The sequence below is a fragment of the Paenibacillus pinistramenti genome (assembly GCF_005869875.1).
Lineage (GTDB): Bacteria > Bacillota > Bacilli > Paenibacillales > Paenibacillaceae > Fontibacillus > Fontibacillus pinistramenti.
Genome location: NZ_VAWG01000030.1, coordinates 1 through 17,902, shown reverse-complemented (window position 1 = coordinate 17,902; position 17,902 = coordinate 1). Strand labels below are relative to the sequence as shown.

Below are 17,902 nucleotides of genomic sequence, written 5' to 3'. Positions count from 1 at the left end.
ACGTCTTTGGCGATGCGGAGCTGCGGGCCGCGATCGCGGCCCATCTGCGCGCAGCACGCGGCATCGCCGCAAACCGTGCATCGATCTGCTGCTTCAGCGGATCGATGCAGGCCCTCGCGCTCCTGAGCCAGCTGCTGCTGGGCGAAGGAGCGCGGGCCGTGGCCGAGGATCCCGGGTATCCCGGGATCCGGCTGGCCGCCGCCGCCGCCGGGGCGGCGGTGGTCCCGGCCGGGGTGGACGGCCGGGGCATCATCCCGCGCGACTGGGACGCGCAGGTGCTGTTTGTGACGCCGGGCCGGCAGTTCCCGACCGGCGCGGTGCTTGCGCCTGAGCGGCGGCGCGAGCTGCTGGCCTGGGCCCGGCGCCGGAACGCGGTCATCGTCGAGGACGACTTTGACAGCGAATTCCGCTGGGCCGGCCAGCCGATGGAGCCGCTCGCGGCGCAGGACCGCGGTGAACGGGTCGTGTTCGTCGGCTCGTTCACCAAGACCCTGTTCTCCGCGCTGCGCATCGGCTACGCGGTGCTCCCCCGGCCGCTGGTCGAGCCGATGCGGCTGGCGAAGGCCTTGTATGAACCTTTCTCGCCGGCGCTGCTGGAGCAGCGGACCCTGGCGCGGTTTATGGCAAGGGGCGATTATGACAAGCATCTCCGGCGCATGCGGCGGATCTACGGGGTGCGTTATGACGTGTTCCGAAGGGAGCTGGAGAATCGCCTCGGCGGTCTGTTTGCTCCGCTGCCGCTGAGCAGCGGCCTGCATGTGTACGCCGCCTGGCGGAGGAGTCCGGAGGAATATGTGCTGTACCGGGATGCCTGCCGCCGGTCAGGGGTATTTTTCCAGGATGTAGAGGGTTACTGGACCGGGCCTCACGGCCCTGCAGCCTGCTTCTTCTTCGCCGGGCTAGAGCCGGAAGCGATTACGGAAGGCCTGAGCCGGATGGAGCGCATTGGACAAAAGATTTGGGGAGACGGTATCCGCATAGTATAATAGCAATTAACAGGCGACGATATGCCTTAATTCGGCACGCCATAATTCGATACGCCATAATTCGGCACTCCATAATCAGATGCGCCATAATCAGATGCGCCAAAATTAGATGCGATCCGACATGATCCGATACCAGGGAGGAAGAAACTATGCTCAATACTCCGCCTTCCTCTTTTGTACTGAAGCGGGCATTTGCCAAAATTGTCTGTGAGCCGGGATGGAAATGGCAGAAGCGGGAGAAGCCGCTGGAGAATTTTGATCTGTTTTATGTGTGGAGCGGGGAAGGGACGCTCGTCCTGAACGGCCGTCCAACCGAAATCGGCAAGGGAAGCTGCTTCCTGTTCCGTCCGGGAGATTATACAAGCGCAAGCCATAATCCGCAGAAGCCGCTGGTTCTGACCTATATTCATTTTGATGTAAACGGCCCGCTGGAGGAAATTCCGGCCCATTACCGGAAGCTTGAAGAGACGCTCGACTTTGAATTCATGCTCTCCCGCTATGTCCGCCTGTTCCTGAACAAGGATACTTACGGCGCGGAAGAAGAGGCGAGGCTTCTGCTCAAGCAGATGATGATTTATCTGCTTCGTGAAGAACGGCATGTGCCGGTCTCGCAGACGGTCAGCCATCATCTGGACGAAGCGATCCAGGAGACCGCGAATTATGTGCTCCAGCATCCGGGCCTGCCGCACCGGACCAAGGATCTGGCAGCCCGCGCGGGGCTGTCCCCCCGATATTTTTCTATTAAATTTAAAGAGATTGTGGGTTCTCCTGTCCAATCTTATATCATAAAATGCCGTATAGACCGCGCGAGGTACCTGCTGCTGCATGCGGGCATGAACGTTACGGAAGTGGCCGAGGCGCTCGGCTACCGGGATATTTTCTTCTTCAGCCGTCAATTCAAGCAGTACACAGGCAAAAGCCCCTCCGAAATCCGCTGACCCGCCGGCCAGGTTCAAGGGCGCGGGGATCAGGGTAATTTGTGTTAACCCTTGCGGCTCGTACAGTTCAGGCATGAAAGGAGGTGAATGGGGAATGAACAGAAGACGGCGGGTACGCAGCAGAGCCTTTGCTGGCAGATCAAGCTTATTCAGAAACCGCCTGCGCCGGATGAAAGCGGTGGAGCAGGAAATATCCTGGTTCTGACGGGATTCATTATCATTCATACTTAGTTATTATCGCGATTGTCCATATATCATAACAACAAAGCAGCTCCCGCATGGTGCGGAAGCTGCTTTTTGCCGTATCGCTATAGTCTGTATCGTTAAAGTCTGTATCGTTAAAGTCTGTATCGTTGATGGCTGTATCTTTAATCGCGTTTCATTGAGTGCTGCACTCCGCGGTGAGCCAGCTGTTATTTTCTGCGGAAGCAGCCCAGCAGCTGTCCCATTTTCACGGCGGTGCCCGGCTTCAAGCCTTCCAGAGGCTGAAAGGTACCGTTTTCTGTAAACAGGACGACGGTGGAGCCGAATTCGAAATAAGCCAGGTCATCCCCGCGTTCCCAGGCCTTGGCGGCCGGATCGGTATACTGGATGCTGCTTACGTTCATGGCGCCCACCTTGATCAGCGCGACCTCGCCTGGGCGGTGATCAATATAAGTAATCAGCCGTTCATTACGGCTGAGGACCGATTTCATATGGGTCATGCCAAAATCGTTAACCGGATAAACCCTGCCTTTAATATGCTCGCTCTCCAGCTTGGTTCCGGCAACGGGGGCATGAATCCGGTGATAATCCGTCGGGCTTAAATACAGCACAAAGAAAAAGCCGTGCTTGTATTTCTCTAGTCTGGGCGAATGGTTCAGCAGGTCTGCAATCGTATAATTCTGGCCTTTGACATTCAGCAGCGTTCCGGCTTCAATGGGCCCCATTGCTGTAATCAATGAATCCACAGGGCTGACCAGCGCATCGGGCTGCGGATGCACCGGACGCATGCCCGGCTTCAGGCGGCGCGTAAAGAACTCATTCAACGTCCGGTATTCGGCAAGCTCTTTCTCTGCCTCATGCAGCGGGATCTTATACATTTTAGCGAAGTAAGGGATCAGCGGGCGGCTGGCAGCGGATCTTGAGAAATGCCCGGTTATTGAGGCAATCCATTTCCTTGAGGAAAGCTCCGTAAATAACCGCATCATGCTTTGAGCCATAGAACGACTCCTTTCTGAATACTCTCCCGGCATGCCGCCGGAAAGATCAACTCCGCTAATATTGACACAGATCGTCCCTTAAATCAATAAGCCTGCCGCAGAGGATCCACTAGCCTCTTGCCCTGTTCAGACCTGCTTTGTCAGCAGATATTTGGCGAAAGCCATCGGCTTGCGATAGGTTTCTATCCAGGTTGAAATCATACCTGCCTCCCTGAAGCCGTAGCGCTGGTCCCGGCCGTTGCATTCAATAAAGTAGACCTCTCCGAAAGAAGTAACGCCGATGTCGATGCCCAGGTCTGCCAGGAGAGAAAGCCGGCTTGATAGATGCCGGGCAACTTCAAGGGCCAAAGCCCTGCATTCCACAGTCAGACGTTCGGCCATGCCAGGAGGAAGCGCTGCATGGAGCAGGTATTCGGCAGGATAAGCACTGCCGCCCTGGGCGATATTCGTCAAGAAGCCGCCGGGTTCGGACATTTTGGCAAACATTCCGGTAACTCCCCACTTCCCGTCCAGTCCCCGCTGCACCGTTACTCTCAAATCAATCGGTCGGCCGTCGATTTCGGCGAGGGAAAGTCTTTCCTGGATCATGTACGGCGTCCTTCTCAACCGTTGAATGAGCCACCCCGGCAGGAAGCCCTTGGGGCTGCCGAGCGGAATGGTTACCCACTTTCTGCCGGCTGTCCGGGTCTTAGGGCTGCGTCTGGTCAGCACCCATCCGGAAGGCCCGCGGTACAGCCGCATGATGCCTAATCCAACGGAGCTGCTGACCGGCTTGAGCAGCAGGTCGGCATACAGGCGCATCATCGATCTGATATTAGCCGGCGTTGCGGGCAGGGTGTGCGGCTGATGGCGGGATAATACGGGATGTCTGGCCAGCAGGCTGTGGATCCTGTCTTTCCGGTACCGGGTATTGGTATTAAAAATGACGATTCCCCTGGACTGCAGGGCGGCGATTTTTCTGGCGGCAGCCCTGCTCTTGTAAATCGCCCGGTTGTGTATGACCTTGGGGGTCGGAATTTGTATTCTGGAGACGCCGGTTTCGTTCATTACGTAAACCAGGCTTTTTTTGCCGGTGCTGGAAATATCCTTTAACTGAAGGTAGCAGGGTTTGAGTCCGTACAGAGCCGCTGCTTCTTCGTAGACCGACAGGGATTCCTGTGAGACGCGGCCGGATTGGAAAGAGCCTTGCGGCAGTGCGTTCAGCAGAATGCCGACATAATCAGGGTCCAAAATTCTCCCTCCCTTGCATCAGGGTGCTAAGCCTTATTTTCTGATTAGTATAATCTATGGCTGATGACCCTGCGGAGCATGGACGAATGAAGGGTTACAGCAGCCTGATTTGGAGGATGGAGGGCAGATTTATCAAAAGATTTTTCAGGGCCGAGTCACCTTGACTCCTCCCTTCTCGTATAACTACAACATAAGTTCATTTGGCAGAAGGGGGCTATGGCGTTTGAATCCTCATAAGGTTGCGGTCATTTCACCGGGATCCTTTGTCCTTCCATCGGGCAGAAGCAGCTCGGTGGAGCGCGTGATTGAGAAAATGGTTCCGCTCGCTTCCGGTAATCTGGATATCCGAATCTATGGAAGGACCGGAAAGGACGTGCCTTTAAAAGAAATGCTGGGACCGGTGTCCTGCTGCAGAGTGCCTGGAGGTTCAGCCTATTTGCCGTCCATTCTTCGCCATTTGCGGGCGTGGCGGCCGAATACGGTCGATGTTCATAACAGGCCGATGCTGGCCTGCAGGTTAAAGCAGCGGCTGCCGCATTCCGAAATATGGCTGACCCTTCACTCGACGACGTTTATTCAGGAGAAAAATTTTCCAAAGCCCGGCGGGATGGAGGTGCTGGCTCCGCTTGACGGAATCCTTGTTAACAGCCATTTTCTCAAACGGGAGCTGCTGCGCCGGTTTCCGGAGCTTCAGGTGCCTGTGGAAGTGAATCATCTGGGCGTCAGCCCGGAGGACTTCATTCCGCGCTGGAGCCCGCTCGGGGATTCCCTCAGGCGGGCAAGGCTGGAGGAGTTCGGCTGGAGCGGGCGGAAGATCGTGCTGTATATCGGCAGGCTGATTCCGGAGAAGGGCGTTCACTATCTGCTGAGTGCCGTAAGATCCGTGATCCGCAGAGAACCGGATGCCTTGTTCCTGATCGCAGGCAGCGCTTATTACGGAAGCAGCCGGGAAACCACTTACGTGCGCAGCCTGAAGGAGATGGCCCAAGGCGTCAGGGAGCACGTCGTCTTTCTTCCGTTTACGCCTTATCCGCAAATTTCGGACTGGTACAATCTGGCCGATTTGGTGGTGGTTCCGTCCGGCCAGGACGAGGCCTTCGGGCTGGTTAATCTGGAAGCGATGGCTTCGGGCGTGCCTGTTATAGCAGCAAGAACGGGCGGCATACCTGAAATTATTGAGCATGGACACACCGGAATTCTGATTGATCCGGAAGAGTTAAGCGACGGGCTGGGCGCAGCGATCGAGAAGATTCTGGGAGATCCGGAGCTTGCAGTCTCCATGGGGATCGCCGGATATGAAGCGGCTCGGGGCCGCTTTCTCTGGACGCATGCCGCTTCCCGGTGGAGCAGGCTGATGACCCAAAGGAGCGGGGCAGACTTATCGCCTGCCCGAATATCTGTCAACCGCTGATCCAATCCGCAGGTTTAAGATGTTAAGATGCCGGCTTTGAGCCGGCGTCTTTTTTTTGATGCAGATACAGGATTGCAGCATGTTCATCCGGGGATTTTTTGAGGGTGAGACTTGGCTGCTGTTGCTGCCGGGAGGCTGCTGGCTGCTGTGTTGTTGTTCCCTCTTGTACGTTAGCCGTTGCGGCAAATGCTCACTGGCATAAGCTGTACAATACCCTATTCAATATGCCTGATTCCAAGAAGGTGAGACCAAATGACCAAAACCCGCAAAGCCGTCCGCAGGAGCATGAGCCATAGAAGAATAATAACCAGGAGCATAAGCCGCCGGAGCATACGCCGCAGAAGAATAAGTCTGTTCAGAGCCCGGAAGAAGAGGATATCCGTAGTAAAATGCCACTCCAACCCGGTGATCTCGGTCATTATTCCGGTTATGAATGAACGCAGAACACTGCAGAGGGTGATCCGGGAAGCCGGCAAAGTGCATCCGCAGAGTGAAATTATTGTGATTGCGAATGGATGCACGGACGGGAGCGCCAGATTGGCCAGAAGGCTGGGGGTTCATGTGTACGAATACCCTGAGCCGCTTGGTCATGATGTTCCCCGGGCGGTTGGGGCACGGATGGCTAAAGGAGAAGTCCTCCTTTTTATTGATGGAGACATGATCGTCCCTGCCGAGGATCTGCGCCTGTTCGTCCGGCATATCTTATCCGGCGGTGACATCGCGCTGAACAGCTACAGCGGACCCGTTCACAGCAGGCAGACCCATCCAGTGGTGAGTGCAAAGCATACGCTGAACATGCTTCTGGAGCGGCCCGATTTGAAAGGGGCCTCCCTGACCGCGGTGCCGCATGCCTTGAGCAGGCGTGCCGCAGAGATGCTGGGAGCGGACCTGCTCAGCAATCCCCCGCTGGCCTTGGCACAGGCGGTTCTGAAGGGGATTGAGGTCACCCCCGTGCACGAGGTAAATGCAGGCCGGCTGAACCGTTCAAGAAGGCGCGCGGGCCAAGATGATCTCTTGATTCCGCTGCTTGTCGGTGATCATATGGAGGCTATCGGGCTGATCCTTGAGAACCGGGGGCTCCGCGGCGGGTTCTCCGATCTGGAACGTATCCGAGAAAAAGCAAGGTGAGGAAATGAGACCAACATTAAGAAGACGTGCTTACCGTATAAAAACGCATAAAAGATCTCCTTATGGCAATAAGACAGTCTCCTCCAGCAGGCGGAGCCGCGCGGCTTTGAGGAGAAGCGCCGGAAGACGCAGGCGGAATACGGCGGCCGGAATGCCCGGGAAGAAATCGGCTGCGCTCTGGCTGGAAAAGGCAAGGACAGCCGGCAGGGAAGCCGGCGCTGCCTGGAGAGAAGGGTCTGGAGCCGGAGCTGAATCAGGAGCCGAGTCTGGAGCCGGTGCTGTCCCCGGGCCGGCGGCAGGGCTGAAACATTTCCGCGAGGCCCTCTTCGGGTGGTTTGCAGGCTTCCACCAGGCTAAACGGCCATCCTTTGCCGAGGCGCTCTCCCAGGGTCTGGTCTTTCGCGACGGGTATGCCGGCTCGTCAGGCCTTCAGCCTGAGCAGCTCGGTGCCCCTGTCCCCTTGGCCGGCACAGCCTCGGTTGTAATCAGCGTGTCTGACGAGGAGGAGACCATCGGCCGCCTGCTGGATGAACTGCAGCGCCTGCCGCTGCAGGAGATCATCGTCGTCCTGAACGGCTGCACGGACCATAGCTTCGCCGAGGTGAGAAAGCGCAGCGGCATTCTCATGGTTAACGACCCGCAGCGGCTCGGCCATGATGTGGGACGCTCCATAGGGGCGGCACTTGCCGGGGGAGATGCCGTTCTATTCCTGGACGGCGACATGGCAGTGCCTGCCGAAGAACTGGCCGCCTTTCTCTACGAACAGGAGAGCGGCGCGGATGTTGTGCTTAACAACATTACCGGATTCCTTCCGGTGTATGGCAGGCAGGATGAGGTGTCCCGCTGCAAATTATTTTTGAATCAGGCGCTCGGCAGGCCCGATCTGCACAGCAATTCGCTGACGGCCGTCCCGCATGTTCTGTCGCGCAGGACGCTCAGTCACATAGGGACCTCCGTGCTGGCCGTTCCGCCAAAAGCACAGGCAGCGGCCGTCTTGGCCGGTCTTCATGTAACAGCGCCGTGCACTGTGGATGTCATCCGGCGGAACCGGTTAAGACAGAGCAATTCAGGCAGCCATAATAAAGTAGCCCAGCTGATTATCGGGGATCATGCAGAGGCGCTCGGGGAGGCGATCCGGCGCAGGGGGCCGAGACTGCACTGGACCTCGCTTCCGCGTGCTGAGCTCGCGAAAGTGAGGAATGGCAGATGAGCGGTCCGCTTCCAACAAGCATTATCATCCCTACCTACAACGGACTTCATTTATTGGCCCGGTGCCTGGATTCGATCCGGAAGTTTACGGAGGTTCCATACGAAATCATTGTGGTTGACAACGGGTCCACGGACGGGACAGCCGAATACTGCGAACGCCAGAAAGTCAGGCTGATTGCCCTGCCTCAGAACGAGGGCTTTCCGAAAGCCGCGAACAAGGGACTTGCCATCGCCTCCGGCGAGCAAATGCTGCTGCTGAATAATGACTGCGTCGTAACTCCGCGCTGGCTATCCCAAATGCTCACGGCCCTGCACAGTTCGGAGCATACGGGAATTGTCGGGCCTGTCACCAATTATGCAAGCGGCCGGCAGCAGATAGAGACCGGGCTTGGAGGCATTGCGGAGCTGCTGGAGTATGCCGAAGGCCATAATCACAGCGATCCGGCAAAATGGGCCGAGGTCAGAAGGCTCGTCGGGTTATGCTTTCTGTTCAAGAGAAGCCTGTATGAACAAATCGGCCCCCTGGACGAAGGATTTTCACCGGGCCACTATGAAGACGACGACTATTGCTACAGAGCGGTACAGCGAGGCTTCCGTCTGCTGATTTGCGGAGATACCTTTATCTACCACCAGGGAAGCGTGAGCTTCAGGCAGGAGCATCCTCAGGGCTGGAAAGAGCTCATTGAAAGAAACCGCAGGCGTTTTATAGAGAAGTGGGGCTGTGAACCTGCATCTGCGGATTAAAAAAGGAGGAGAACCATGAAAGGAGTTCTATTGGCAGGAGGAACGGGCACAAGGCTGTATCCTCTGACCGGTCTGATCAACAAACATCTGATCCCGGTCGGCGAATCTCCCATGATCTGTTACGGGATTGAGCGTTTGAAAAAGGCGGGAGTAACCGAAATTATGCTCATTATCAGCAAGCAGTCCGCCGGTTTATATACGGATTTCTTGGGCAGCGGAAGCAGCATGGGGATCAAGCTGACGTACAAAATCCAGGATCAGGCCGGGGGCATTGGAGAAGCTCTGGAGCTGGCCCGCGGCTTTATTTTTCCAGGTGAGCGGTTTGTTGTGGTGCTGGGCGATAATTTGTTTCTCGATGATTTGAAGCCCTTTATGGATAAATTTGAACAACAGCCCGCCGGAAGCGCCAGAGTGCTGCTTAAGCGGGTCAGCGACCCCCGGAGATATGGTGTTCCTGTGTTCGATGAGCAGAACCGGTCGCTGATCTCCTATATTGAGGAGAAGCCGGGCAAGCCGAAGTCCCCATACTGCGTAACTGGCATTTATATGTATGATGACCATGTGTTTGAACGAATCGCGGCCACTGCCCCATCGGCAAGGGGAGAGCTTGAAATTACGGATGTCAACAATATGTACGCCCGTGATGGAAAGCTGGAGTACGATATTCTTCGCAAATGGTGGACGGATGCGGGGACCTTTGAATCTCTGCGCGAAGCCGCCGGTAAGATGAAGAGGGCTGAATTCTAGCGGCCGGCCGAATGTAAGCCGCATATTACTGCGGCAGCGCCGCAGCTGCAGGGGAGAGGACAGGAATGGCGAGGACTCCAAAGAGACGTGCCGGGCGCCTGCGGAATCCGCGGACACGTCATGCAGTGAAAAGGACCAAGCTCGGACGAAGAGCGGCGTCCGGGCGGCGGCCTTATGGCTGGAGAGGGACGCGAAGACGGAGGAGGGTGCGCGGCAGACCGGGGGCGGCGGCCAAAGGAAGCGGCATGCGCTTGACGATGACGCTTCCGCCGGCAGGGCAGACGGCGGGCGGAGCGGGTTTCCAGGAGGCAGAGGCGTCCCGGCCGGCTCAGGCTGCGGCTGCGGGGGCGGGGGCCCTGGAGGCTCAGCCCGCTGAGTCCGTTCAGGCTGCTCAGCCGGCTCAGCCCGCCCTGCCCGAGGCGGAAGAGGAAGCCCGCCGGCAGGCGGTGCGGGCCGGCTACCAGTTGGGTTATCAGGATGGGTGGTATGAAGGCGGGGAAGCTTTGGTAGCCCGCCTTCTTCCCCCTAACCGCATCCTGGCCGGAATTACCGCCGGCGATTTGATCGCCCTGGGCCTCCGGCATCTGCCTCAGGAGGCGTGGCTTCCGCTGCTTACAGCCGCCGAGGTGGCGGCTTTGATCAGGCAGGCCATGGATGAAGGCAGGCCGCTTTCGATTGTAAGACTGGGGGACGGGGAACTGCTGACCTTGGCTCACGATACGGTCATCCCGGCCGAAGAGGCACAGCTTCGCGGCCCCTTCCTCCCGTATGCCGGCGTTGAGCTGCCGGCTCCAGATGTCAGGGAAGCGCTGGCCGCCGCCCTTGGCCGGGCGGACATCATCGGCGTGCCGGAATCGCGGCATCCTTCCTTTCAGGGCCTGCTGTTCCCGGTTCTGAGCCGCTATGGCTATCAGCCCGCAGCCCTTCGGCTGACCTCTTCCACGGTCAATTACAGCCTGGCGGAGAAGGGGCTGCTGCTTCCTCTGCTGCAGAGCCGCAGGGTGCTGCTGATCGGGAATAAGGCGGAAGAGCTTGGCCGGGTGCTGGAGGCCGCCGGCATTGCGGTCAGCGGGATCGTGTCACCGGTATTGGGGGCGCGGGGAGCGGAGCAGGCCGTCAATGCGGCTGCAGGGTTCGACTTTGACATTGCCCTCGTCTCCGCCGGCATTGCGGCCGTTCTTATCTGCGAAGCGATTGCAGGGCGGTACGGTAAGGTTGCGCTGGACTTCGGCCACATGGCCAATAAACTCGAAAGCGGAGAGGCGCTGCTCCGCTGACATGGAGGGTTTCTATGCGCAGGAAGAAACATCAGCTCAGCAACAACAGGAGCAAGGCAGCAGCCGTCCCGCCAGAGGAACGGCTGCGCCAGGGCTATGAGGCCGGTTATCAGAAAGGAACCGAGAAGGGCCGTGCGGATTTTGACAGCGTGTTCGAGGGAACGAGCATTATCATCCCCACCTTTAACCAGAAAGACCTGCTGCTGCAGTGTCTGGCCTGCATTGAGGCTTATACGACGCAGCCCTATGAAATCATCATCGTGGATGACGGCTCCTCGGACGGCACGAAGGAAGCACTCCAGCGGTACCGGAAAGTCAGGCTGGCGGTCCACGAAGCCAATAAAGGCTTTGCAGGTTCGGTCAACACGGGCCTGATGATGGCAAAAGGCAGGACCGTCCTGCTGATGAACAACGATGTTCTGGTCACGGAGAACTGGCTCAGCAATTTGCTGGACTGCCTGAACAGCTCCCCTGAGATCGGGGCTGTCGGCCCGGTTACCAATTATATCGGGGGAGAGCAGCAGATTGAGGTGCCTTACACGGGACTTGAGGGCATGCAGGAATTCGCGGCGGCTTATAACCGCCAAAGTCCCGAAGGGGCAGGCCGCTGGATGCAGACGGACCGTCTGGTTGGCTTCTGCCTGCTGATGACAAGAGAAGTTGTGGAACGGACCGGCTATTTCGATGAAGGCTATGAGGTCGGCAACTTTGAGGATGACGACTGGATGCTGCGCCTTCGCCTGCAGGGGCTGAAGCTCATGATCGCCGGAAATGCCTTTGTCCACCATATCGGCAGTGTATCGATGAAGAGCCTGGACCCTGTGAGATTCGAGCAGATCAACCGGCGGAATGAATATTTTTACCAGAGAAAATGGGGTATGGCTCAGGATCAGGGAACCATCAGGCAGCTGCTGCAGCTGGCTGACAGGAGCACCGGTTCTGAGGGGTGGAGTTACGCCGAATGCCTGCCGGTGCAGGCCGCCGCGAGAAGCAGCAGAGGATTCTATTACTGGCTGGACGAGGGAAAAAGGTTCCGGATTGCAGCTCCTGCCGGTTCAGAAGACAAACTGAATTTGACTTCGGTCCGGCTGTCCCAGCGCGAGCTGCGGCGGATCCCGTTTGGGGGCGAATGGACGCCGGAGGAGGCCGCCAGGGCAATGGAACGGGTATCTGCTTCACGCCAAAATAAACTCGGGCACGGCTCCGTCGTCGAGCTCCCGGACGGCCGTTTATACCAGATTGACCGAGGGCACAGGCGTCCGATTCTAACCCGTCATACCACGGATTTGTGGGGGCTTTCCATCCGGATTCAGCAGGCGCTGCCGGAAGAGCTGGAGGCGCTGCCGGAGGGGAAGCCTGTACTTCCGCCTGTGCTGTTATTATCCGATTGGCTGTAAGTTTGGAAGACCGGCTGTAAGCTGTAATTTTATCGGAACTCTCCCACTGAGGACGTAACCGCGCGCGGCGCCCCGGCATATGCTGAAATCAGGCAGAATCCCGGGGCGCTTTTCTAATGTCCGGGACAGCATCTTATCCTTGAGCAGATGGAGGGCTGACAGTTGGAGCAGAAAATTACCGACATCGTTATGCATATGGCGCACTCTCATCAGCAGCTTGCCCGTATCATGGATGTCGAACGCCATATTACGGTCCGGATGGCGCATATCGTACATGAGCTTCCGGATGAGGATCCGGATTTCGAGGGAGTCGAGGGTCTAATCGAAAGCGTCTCTTCCATTAACAAGAGCATCATCTCCTATCTGAATTCCATCGGGGATCTAGAGGAGTCCATGTCGGAGAACTTGACTCATGTGATGACTGAGCTTAAAGGCTCGGAAGAGGAATAGCCGAAGCCCGACAGAATTAGCGTAATTAGCGTAATAGCGGAGGTGAAAGAATGAGCAGAGAACATGCCTATCTCAATATTCTCGATGCAGCCTCCAAGATTCAATGGAATATCGCGATGATGCTGGAGGCCAAAGCGCTGGAAGCCGAAAAGGCGCGGAACTGGACCTTGAATCATTTGCATGGCAGCAGGTTCAGTGATCATGCGACGCAGCTGTCCCAGCCGCTTGAGATTCATGATCAGCTTGTGGAGGTTATCGATGGCCTTACCAAACTCTCCAACGGCCTGTGCAGCAATTTGCGGGCGGTGCTGTCCTCCGCGAACGGAGGGGAGGACGGCTCCGGCTCCGGCGGATTCGGGGATTTATTCGGAGGCGCAGGGCTGGGCTTCGGGGATGGTGACAAATGATCTCCGCCCGGCGTCCCCTGACCGAACGGGAGGCTAAGCTTGAATTGATTCTGTCCATTTCCAGAAGTCAAAATGCGATTGCCCGGATTCTCGACAGCATGGCAGACGTTTCTTATTACTCGGAAGACACTGCCCGCAGCCTTGCTGAGCAGGCCAGACAGATGGCAAGGTACCAGCAGGCGATGGCATCCATGCTGACGGGCATCACTCTGCACCCGCAGTATACGGGAATCCCTGCTGCTCCATGGATAAATGCAGGAGTGGCAGCAATTCCAAGTCAGGCATCAAGGGAGGATAGCTAAGCCGCATGTTAATTCAAACCAAGAAGACGAAGAAGACAAGGAAGGCTAAGAAGGTCAATCACGCCAAGAGGATGTCTTTAAAGCTGAGAAAGAGAAAGAAGAAGACAGGAGGCCTCAAGCGGAGGCTGAGTGCAGCCCGGAGGAGAGTGTCCCCTTCCCGGAGACTTAAGCCTGCTGTACGGAAGAGAAGACGCGGAAGAACAGGCCGGAAGAGAACGGGGATTAGAAGAAGAAAAAGAGCGGTTATCATGGCTCCGCCGCCGCCGCCCCCTCCTCCGCCAGAACCCGTGGTCCCTGCCCCTGATCCAGCGGTTCTCTATCAGGAAGGATATGACGAATCCTATCAGGAAGGCTTCAATGCAGGGTTTGCCCAAGGGTTTGAGGACGGCCACAAGCTTGCTTACCAGGAGCAGGAGCTTAAATAACCGTGACTGCCAAAATAATAACCGTGACAGCCAAGATAATTAATAGGTTTGGAGGCCGCCTGAAGCAGACGGCCTCTTTCTCATGTGCGCCTGCATGGAACCGTCCATCCTTTGCCAGCCGGGTCATCCGCCAATTTAGGGCGGTGCAGGTTAGTAGTCCATTCCTGTGGATTAGCCCTCAGCATATAGTTATATCGATCATTGAAAACACCCATAGATAGGATGAATGCCGTGAAAACTGCAGAGAAGCATGGCGGGGATGTGCAATACGGGCTTGGGCGCCAGGAGGGGTACCGTTACGGCGGCTGCAGCGCCGTCCTGCAGAGAACTGCACCGGATCAGCCGGTTCAGAGAAATCTCCGAGTGCTCTATGTCCCTCAAGGCTTTGATTCCATTGACAATGGAATTGTGGATGCACTCCGGCAGACCGCTGCGGAAACCGAAGTGTCGAAGCCTGCCGAGCTGATAGAGAAGGCAAGGGATTGGAAGCCGGACCTTGTCCTGGTGCTCAATGCGATGCACGTCTTTCCGGAGGATCACCCGGCTCATATGGATCTGCTCCGCTCCTGGGGCATCCGGACCGCGGTCTGGTTTGCGGACGATCCGTATTTTACCGAATACTCTTCCAATCTCGCGCCGCATTATGACTACGTCTTTACCCATGAATTATCCTGCATCCCGCTCTATTCCAGCCTTGGCTGCAGCCGTGTTTATTACCTGCCGCTGGCTGCGGATCTGCAGCTGTTCAGCCCGGCCAGAGTCCCCCTGCAGTACCAGTCGGACGTCTGCTTCATCGGCAATGCTTTCTGGAACAGGGTGGCGTTGTTTGACGAACTCGCCGAATATTTGTCCACCAGGAAAATCGTCATTGCAGGCGCCCACTGGAACAGGATGCGCAATTATGAACTGCTGCGGCCCCAGATCAGGGAGGGCTGGGTTGAGCCATCGGAAACGATGCTCTATTACAACGGAGCCAAAGTTGTCCTCAATCTGCACAGGCCGGCGGAGCAGGGCCAGGATAACCACAATACGGCCAATTTACCCGGCAACTCCATTAATCCCCGGACCTATGAGATTGCCGGCTGCGGAAGTCTGCAGCTGACGGATGTAAGAGAGGATTTAACCCGGTATTACCGCCCCGGTTATGATATCGAGACGTTCAATACGGCCCAGGAGCTTCAGAAGAAAATCGAATATTATCTCACACACGAACAGGAAAGAAACCGGATCGCCTGGCGGGGCCTCTGGACCACAAGACAGCAGCATTCTTATGTCAACCGGATCAACCGCCTCCTGGCCGTAGTGGAATAAACTCATTAGAAAGGAAGTGGATGGTGTGCCAATTTCGAAGCAGATTCACTCAGATAAGACTCGGACAAATCCTCCTTTGGAAGTCCCGGTATCCCCGAAGGAAAGAGGGAGAAGAGCGGGTCTCCATGACGGGTTCGAGGAGGGTTATCTGCGCGGAAGGCTGGATGTGATAGCAAGCCGGCCGGGTCCTGTTTTTCCGCTTAGGCCGCTTCATATTATGTACATCACTTCAGGCAAGGGCTTTCCCTATTCCCCGCTCGACGAGGGCCTTCTGGAAACGCTGCGTTCGCTGGCCGTATCGGTGACGGCGGCCGATCCGATGCAGCCGGTTGCGGAGCTCGCCGCTGAACTCCATCCGAATCTGGTGCTGGTTCTTGACGGACTCAGCCTGCCGGCCGAACAGGTGGACGCCATACGGGGACTGGGTATTCTGACGGCGGTGTGGCTGACGGATGATCCCTATTACACGGACATGACCGCAGAGCTGGCGCGGCATTATGACTATGTGTTTACGCTTGAGCTGAACTGTGTGGAATTTTACCGCGGGCAGGGCTGCGCGAATGTTTATTACCTGCCGTTCGGCGTGTATCCCGGGCATTTCCGGCCGATGAGGGAGCGCGCTGAGAATCCCCGGACGATAAGCTTTGTGGGAAGTGCTTACTGGAACCGGGTGCATTTCTTTCAGCCGATCCTTCCGGATCTCATCAAACTGGGGCTGCATGTAAACGGGATCTGGTGGGACCGGCTGGTGGAGGCCGCCACATATCCGGAGAGGATCGAACAGGGTACCTGGCTCGGTCCGCAGGACACGGCCAAGGTGTACAGCAGCAGCAAGATCGCCATCAATCTGCACCGTGCCCCGGACGATTCGACGGTCAATAACAATACGGCAGGCATTGGAGCGGTCTCTCCAAACCCGCGCACCTTTGAAATTTCGGCAAGCGGGACGCTGCAGCTCGTGGATGAACGAAGCGATCTGGCCAGATTATACACACCGGGTGTAGAAATCGAAACGTTCAGCACGGGAGAAGAGCTGCTGGACAAAATCCAGTATTACCTGACTCACGAGCAGGAGCGCCGGGAAATCGCCATCCGGGCCCTCGACCGGACGCTCCGCGAGCATACGTATGCGCACCGGCTGAATGAAATTTTGACGCATATTTTTGGCTGACCAGGGACCAGAAGCCGGTACAGCAATCGGTACAGCAACCGGTACAGCAATCGGGAAGGGGGTGAACCTTGCTTCTGTCAGAGAAAGTTTGATGGAGGGAGGCTGTATGACGACAACCAAAGCAAAGCTTCTGCTGTTCTCCCATGTCTGCAATACCAAGAGCATCTCGGGCGCCGAGAAGCTGCTGCTTCACCTGACGCAAGAGCTTTCGAGCTTCTTTGAATGTGCGCTAGTCGCCCCTTGTGAAGGGGAAATGACCCGGGCAGCCAGGGAAAAGGGGATACGAGTCATCCTGCTGAACCTCCCGCTGCTCCATGAAATGTATGCGCCCGGCGAACATTTGCCGCTGGAAATCGAACGGATGAGGCATTCGGCCGGGCTGGAGGAGGCAGCGGCCCTGATCCGGGAGGAAGAGGCGGACGCGGTGCTGGCGAATACGTGCGTGCATGTCCTGCCGGCGCTTGCTGCAGAGCGGCTTGGAGTGCCGCTTATCTGGAACATAACCGAGGTGATGGTGAGGACCCCGTTCTTGCAGCATGCCTTGGATGTGATCGGCGCGTTGTCCACCCGGATTCTGACCATATCCGGTACGGTCCGGGCCCGCTTTGCGGGGCGTGTGCCGGAGGAGAAGCTGGGGCTTCTGTATCCTTCCTGGGAGCGGACGCAGTTCCGGAAAGAGCAGTGGCCCCTGTTCAGGGAGACCAGAAGGGCGGAATGGGGACTGAAGCCGGAGCACCGGGTGATCGGGTACATTTCGGCTTTTCTGACGGTTGAAAAAGGGTTCGAGCATTTTATAGACACTGCTCTTGAGCTGTGCGGGAAACGGAGCGAGGTCCGTTTCCTGATCATCGGCCAGAAAAATGATAAGGATTTTTACGCACGCTGTCTGGATAAAGTGAATGAATCGAAATACTTCTCCCGGTTTACCTTTGTCCCTTACGAAAGAGCGGTTGAAGAGGTCTACTGTGCGATGGATATTCTGGTCATTCCCAGCCTAATGCCGGAGGGCTTCGGGCTTACCTCCCTGGAGGGCATGATCCACGGCAAGCTGTCGGCCGCCTATAGAGCCGGAGGGCTTGAAGAAATTTTGGGAGCCTGCGGCTTTGGCGATTATTTGGCTGAAATGGGCAGCCAGGAAGAGCTGGGCAGCAGAGTGAAGGCCCTGCTGGAGCTTGCTCCCGAACGGGCCGCAGCATTATCGGCTTTGGCCATGGCAAGGGCAGACGCCGTATTTGGCCCTGCTGCTTACAAAGAGAGGCTGCGCTATGAGATTGCCCGGTTTGTATTCGCGCGGCTGGACCGGCTCAGCTTCAGCATGAGGGATGGAGGGACGGTTATGCGCAGCGCAGCCCGCGCCGTGATCCAGCCCTCCCAGCCCCCGGCCGAAGAAGCCCGGCCGGCTTTGGAGGCTGGGCCGGGGGAGCCTGCGGCGGCGGAGAGTGCGCCGCAGGAAGCCGGCCCGCCGCAGGCTGGTGCGCCGCAGCCTGATCCGGCGGCGCAGTCCGGCCCGGCGGCACAGTCCGGCCCGGCGCAGCCCGGCCCGCTGCAGCGCGGCCCCGCAGCCGGG

Annotated in this window: 18 protein-coding genes; 16 read left to right on the top strand and 2 right to left on the bottom strand. The window is 57.3% G+C overall.

Annotation, left to right across the window (positions count from 1 at the left end; translation table 11 throughout):
- Window positions 1-20 precede the first annotated feature (20 nt).
- Together FCN15_RS18865 and FCN15_RS18860 are read left to right on the top strand one after the other, a co-directional pair.
- Window positions 21-986, top strand: coding sequence for an aminotransferase-like domain-containing protein (locus tag FCN15_RS18865; protein ID WP_275259497.1), 966 nt, complete (start codon window positions 21-23; stop codon window positions 984-986).
- Window positions 987-1,135: 149 nt separating this feature from the next.
- Window positions 1,136-1,924: a helix-turn-helix domain-containing protein gene (locus FCN15_RS18860; protein WP_138496631.1), complete on the top strand. Its 789-nt coding sequence runs from the start codon at window positions 1,136-1,138 to the stop codon at window positions 1,922-1,924.
- Window positions 1,925-2,337: 413 nt separating this feature from the next.
- Here the strand turns inward: FCN15_RS18860 and asd are convergent, their stop codons facing one another.
- Both asd and FCN15_RS18850 read right to left on the bottom strand, forming a co-directional pair.
- Window positions 2,338-3,126: an archaetidylserine decarboxylase gene (asd, locus tag FCN15_RS18855; protein ID WP_138496629.1), complete on the bottom strand. Its 789-nt coding sequence runs from the start codon at window positions 3,124-3,126 to the stop codon at window positions 2,338-2,340.
- Window positions 3,127-3,252: 126 nt separating this feature from the next.
- Window positions 3,253-4,356, bottom strand: a complete 1,104-nt coding sequence (locus tag FCN15_RS18850; protein ID WP_138496627.1) for a YheC/YheD family protein — start codon at window positions 4,354-4,356, stop codon at window positions 3,253-3,255.
- A 223-nt stretch (window positions 4,357-4,579) separates the two neighbouring features.
- Between FCN15_RS18850 and FCN15_RS18845 the strand changes: the two genes are divergently transcribed.
- The 14 genes from FCN15_RS18845 to FCN15_RS18780 form a co-directional block, all read left to right on the top strand.
- Window positions 4,580-5,767: a glycosyltransferase family 4 protein gene (locus FCN15_RS18845; protein WP_138496625.1), complete on the top strand. Its 1,188-nt coding sequence runs from the start codon at window positions 4,580-4,582 to the stop codon at window positions 5,765-5,767.
- Between the two features lie 405 nt (window positions 5,768-6,172).
- A complete protein-coding gene (locus FCN15_RS18840) occupies window positions 6,173-6,895 on the top strand; it encodes a glycosyltransferase family 2 protein (protein WP_238996757.1) in 723 nt (240 codons plus the stop codon).
- Window positions 6,896-7,046: 151 nt separating this feature from the next.
- Window positions 7,047-8,105 carry a glycosyltransferase family 2 protein gene (locus tag FCN15_RS18835; protein WP_138496639.1) on the top strand — a complete coding sequence of 353 codons (1,059 nt, stop codon included), beginning with the start codon at window positions 7,047-7,049 and terminating at the stop codon, window positions 8,103-8,105.
- Entirely contained in the window at window positions 8,102-8,848 is a 747-nt protein-coding gene (locus tag FCN15_RS18830) for a glycosyltransferase family 2 protein (protein WP_138496623.1), read from the top strand. The genes FCN15_RS18835 and FCN15_RS18830 overlap by 4 nt, the downstream gene beginning before the upstream one ends.
- Window positions 8,849-8,863: 15 nt before the next feature.
- Window positions 8,864-9,595, top strand: coding sequence for a sugar phosphate nucleotidyltransferase (locus tag FCN15_RS18825; RefSeq protein WP_138496621.1), 732 nt, complete (start codon window positions 8,864-8,866; stop codon window positions 9,593-9,595).
- Window positions 9,596-9,660: 65 nt separating this feature from the next.
- Entirely contained in the window at window positions 9,661-10,872 is a 1,212-nt protein-coding gene (locus FCN15_RS18820) for a GT-D fold domain-containing protein (protein ID WP_238996756.1), read from the top strand.
- Between the two features lie 14 nt (window positions 10,873-10,886).
- Entirely contained in the window at window positions 10,887-12,269 is a 1,383-nt protein-coding gene (locus tag FCN15_RS18815; RefSeq protein ID WP_138496619.1) for a glycosyltransferase family 2 protein, read from the top strand.
- A 162-nt stretch (window positions 12,270-12,431) separates the two neighbouring features.
- Window positions 12,432-12,719 carry a nucleoside-diphosphate sugar epimerase gene (locus FCN15_RS18810; protein ID WP_138496617.1) on the top strand — a complete coding sequence of 96 codons (288 nt, stop codon included), beginning with the start codon at window positions 12,432-12,434 and terminating at the stop codon, window positions 12,717-12,719.
- Window positions 12,720-12,769: 50 nt separating this feature from the next.
- The gene (locus FCN15_RS18805) at window positions 12,770-13,126 is read left to right on the top strand and encodes an alpha-helical endospore appendage domain-containing protein (RefSeq protein WP_138496615.1); all 357 of its coding nucleotides are present in this window, start codon (window positions 12,770-12,772) and stop codon (window positions 13,124-13,126) included.
- Window positions 13,123-13,428, top strand: a complete 306-nt coding sequence (locus FCN15_RS18800; RefSeq protein WP_138496613.1) for a hypothetical protein — start codon at window positions 13,123-13,125, stop codon at window positions 13,426-13,428. Before FCN15_RS18805 ends, FCN15_RS18800 begins: the two co-directional genes overlap by 4 nt.
- Window positions 13,429-13,433: 5 nt before the next feature.
- Window positions 13,434-13,853 carry a hypothetical protein gene (locus tag FCN15_RS19255; RefSeq protein ID WP_162515410.1) on the top strand — a complete coding sequence of 140 codons (420 nt, stop codon included), beginning with the start codon at window positions 13,434-13,436 and terminating at the stop codon, window positions 13,851-13,853.
- A 222-nt stretch (window positions 13,854-14,075) separates the two neighbouring features.
- On the top strand, window positions 14,076-15,164 hold the full coding sequence (locus FCN15_RS18790; protein WP_138496611.1) for a CgeB family protein: 1,089 nt from the start codon (window positions 14,076-14,078) through the stop codon (window positions 15,162-15,164).
- Between the two features lie 76 nt (window positions 15,165-15,240).
- On the top strand, window positions 15,241-16,335 hold the full coding sequence (locus FCN15_RS18785) for a CgeB family protein (protein WP_138496635.1): 1,095 nt from the start codon (window positions 15,241-15,243) through the stop codon (window positions 16,333-16,335).
- A gap of 106 nt (window positions 16,336-16,441) precedes the next feature.
- On the top strand, window positions 16,442-17,902 hold a 1,461-nt coding region (locus FCN15_RS18780; RefSeq protein ID WP_162515409.1), incomplete at its 3' end, for a glycosyltransferase family 4 protein.

Bases quoted from the DNA above. Each gene is read 5' to 3' on its own strand.
- FCN15_RS18860 (WP_138496631.1), top strand. From the start codon at position 1,136: ATGCTCAATACTCCGCCTTCCTCTTTTGTACTGAAGCGGGCATTTGCC.
- asd (WP_138496629.1), bottom strand. From the start codon at position 3,126: ATGGCTCAAAGCATGATGCGGTTATTTACGGAGCTTTCCTCAAGGAAA.
- FCN15_RS18835 (WP_138496639.1), top strand. From the start codon at position 7,047: ATGCCCGGGAAGAAATCGGCTGCGCTCTGGCTGGAAAAGGCAAGGACA.
- FCN15_RS18830 (WP_138496623.1), top strand. From the start codon at position 8,102: ATGAGCGGTCCGCTTCCAACAAGCATTATCATCCCTACCTACAACGGA.
- FCN15_RS18825 (WP_138496621.1), top strand. From the start codon at position 8,864: ATGAAAGGAGTTCTATTGGCAGGAGGAACGGGCACAAGGCTGTATCCT.
- FCN15_RS18820 (WP_238996756.1), top strand. From the start codon at position 9,661: ATGGCGAGGACTCCAAAGAGACGTGCCGGGCGCCTGCGGAATCCGCGG.
- FCN15_RS18815 (WP_138496619.1), top strand. From the start codon at position 10,887: ATGCGCAGGAAGAAACATCAGCTCAGCAACAACAGGAGCAAGGCAGCA.
- FCN15_RS18805 (WP_138496615.1), top strand. From the start codon at position 12,770: ATGAGCAGAGAACATGCCTATCTCAATATTCTCGATGCAGCCTCCAAG.
- FCN15_RS18800 (WP_138496613.1), top strand. From the start codon at position 13,123: ATGATCTCCGCCCGGCGTCCCCTGACCGAACGGGAGGCTAAGCTTGAA.
- FCN15_RS19255 (WP_162515410.1), top strand. From the start codon at position 13,434: ATGTTAATTCAAACCAAGAAGACGAAGAAGACAAGGAAGGCTAAGAAG.
- FCN15_RS18790 (WP_138496611.1), top strand. From the start codon at position 14,076: ATGAATGCCGTGAAAACTGCAGAGAAGCATGGCGGGGATGTGCAATAC.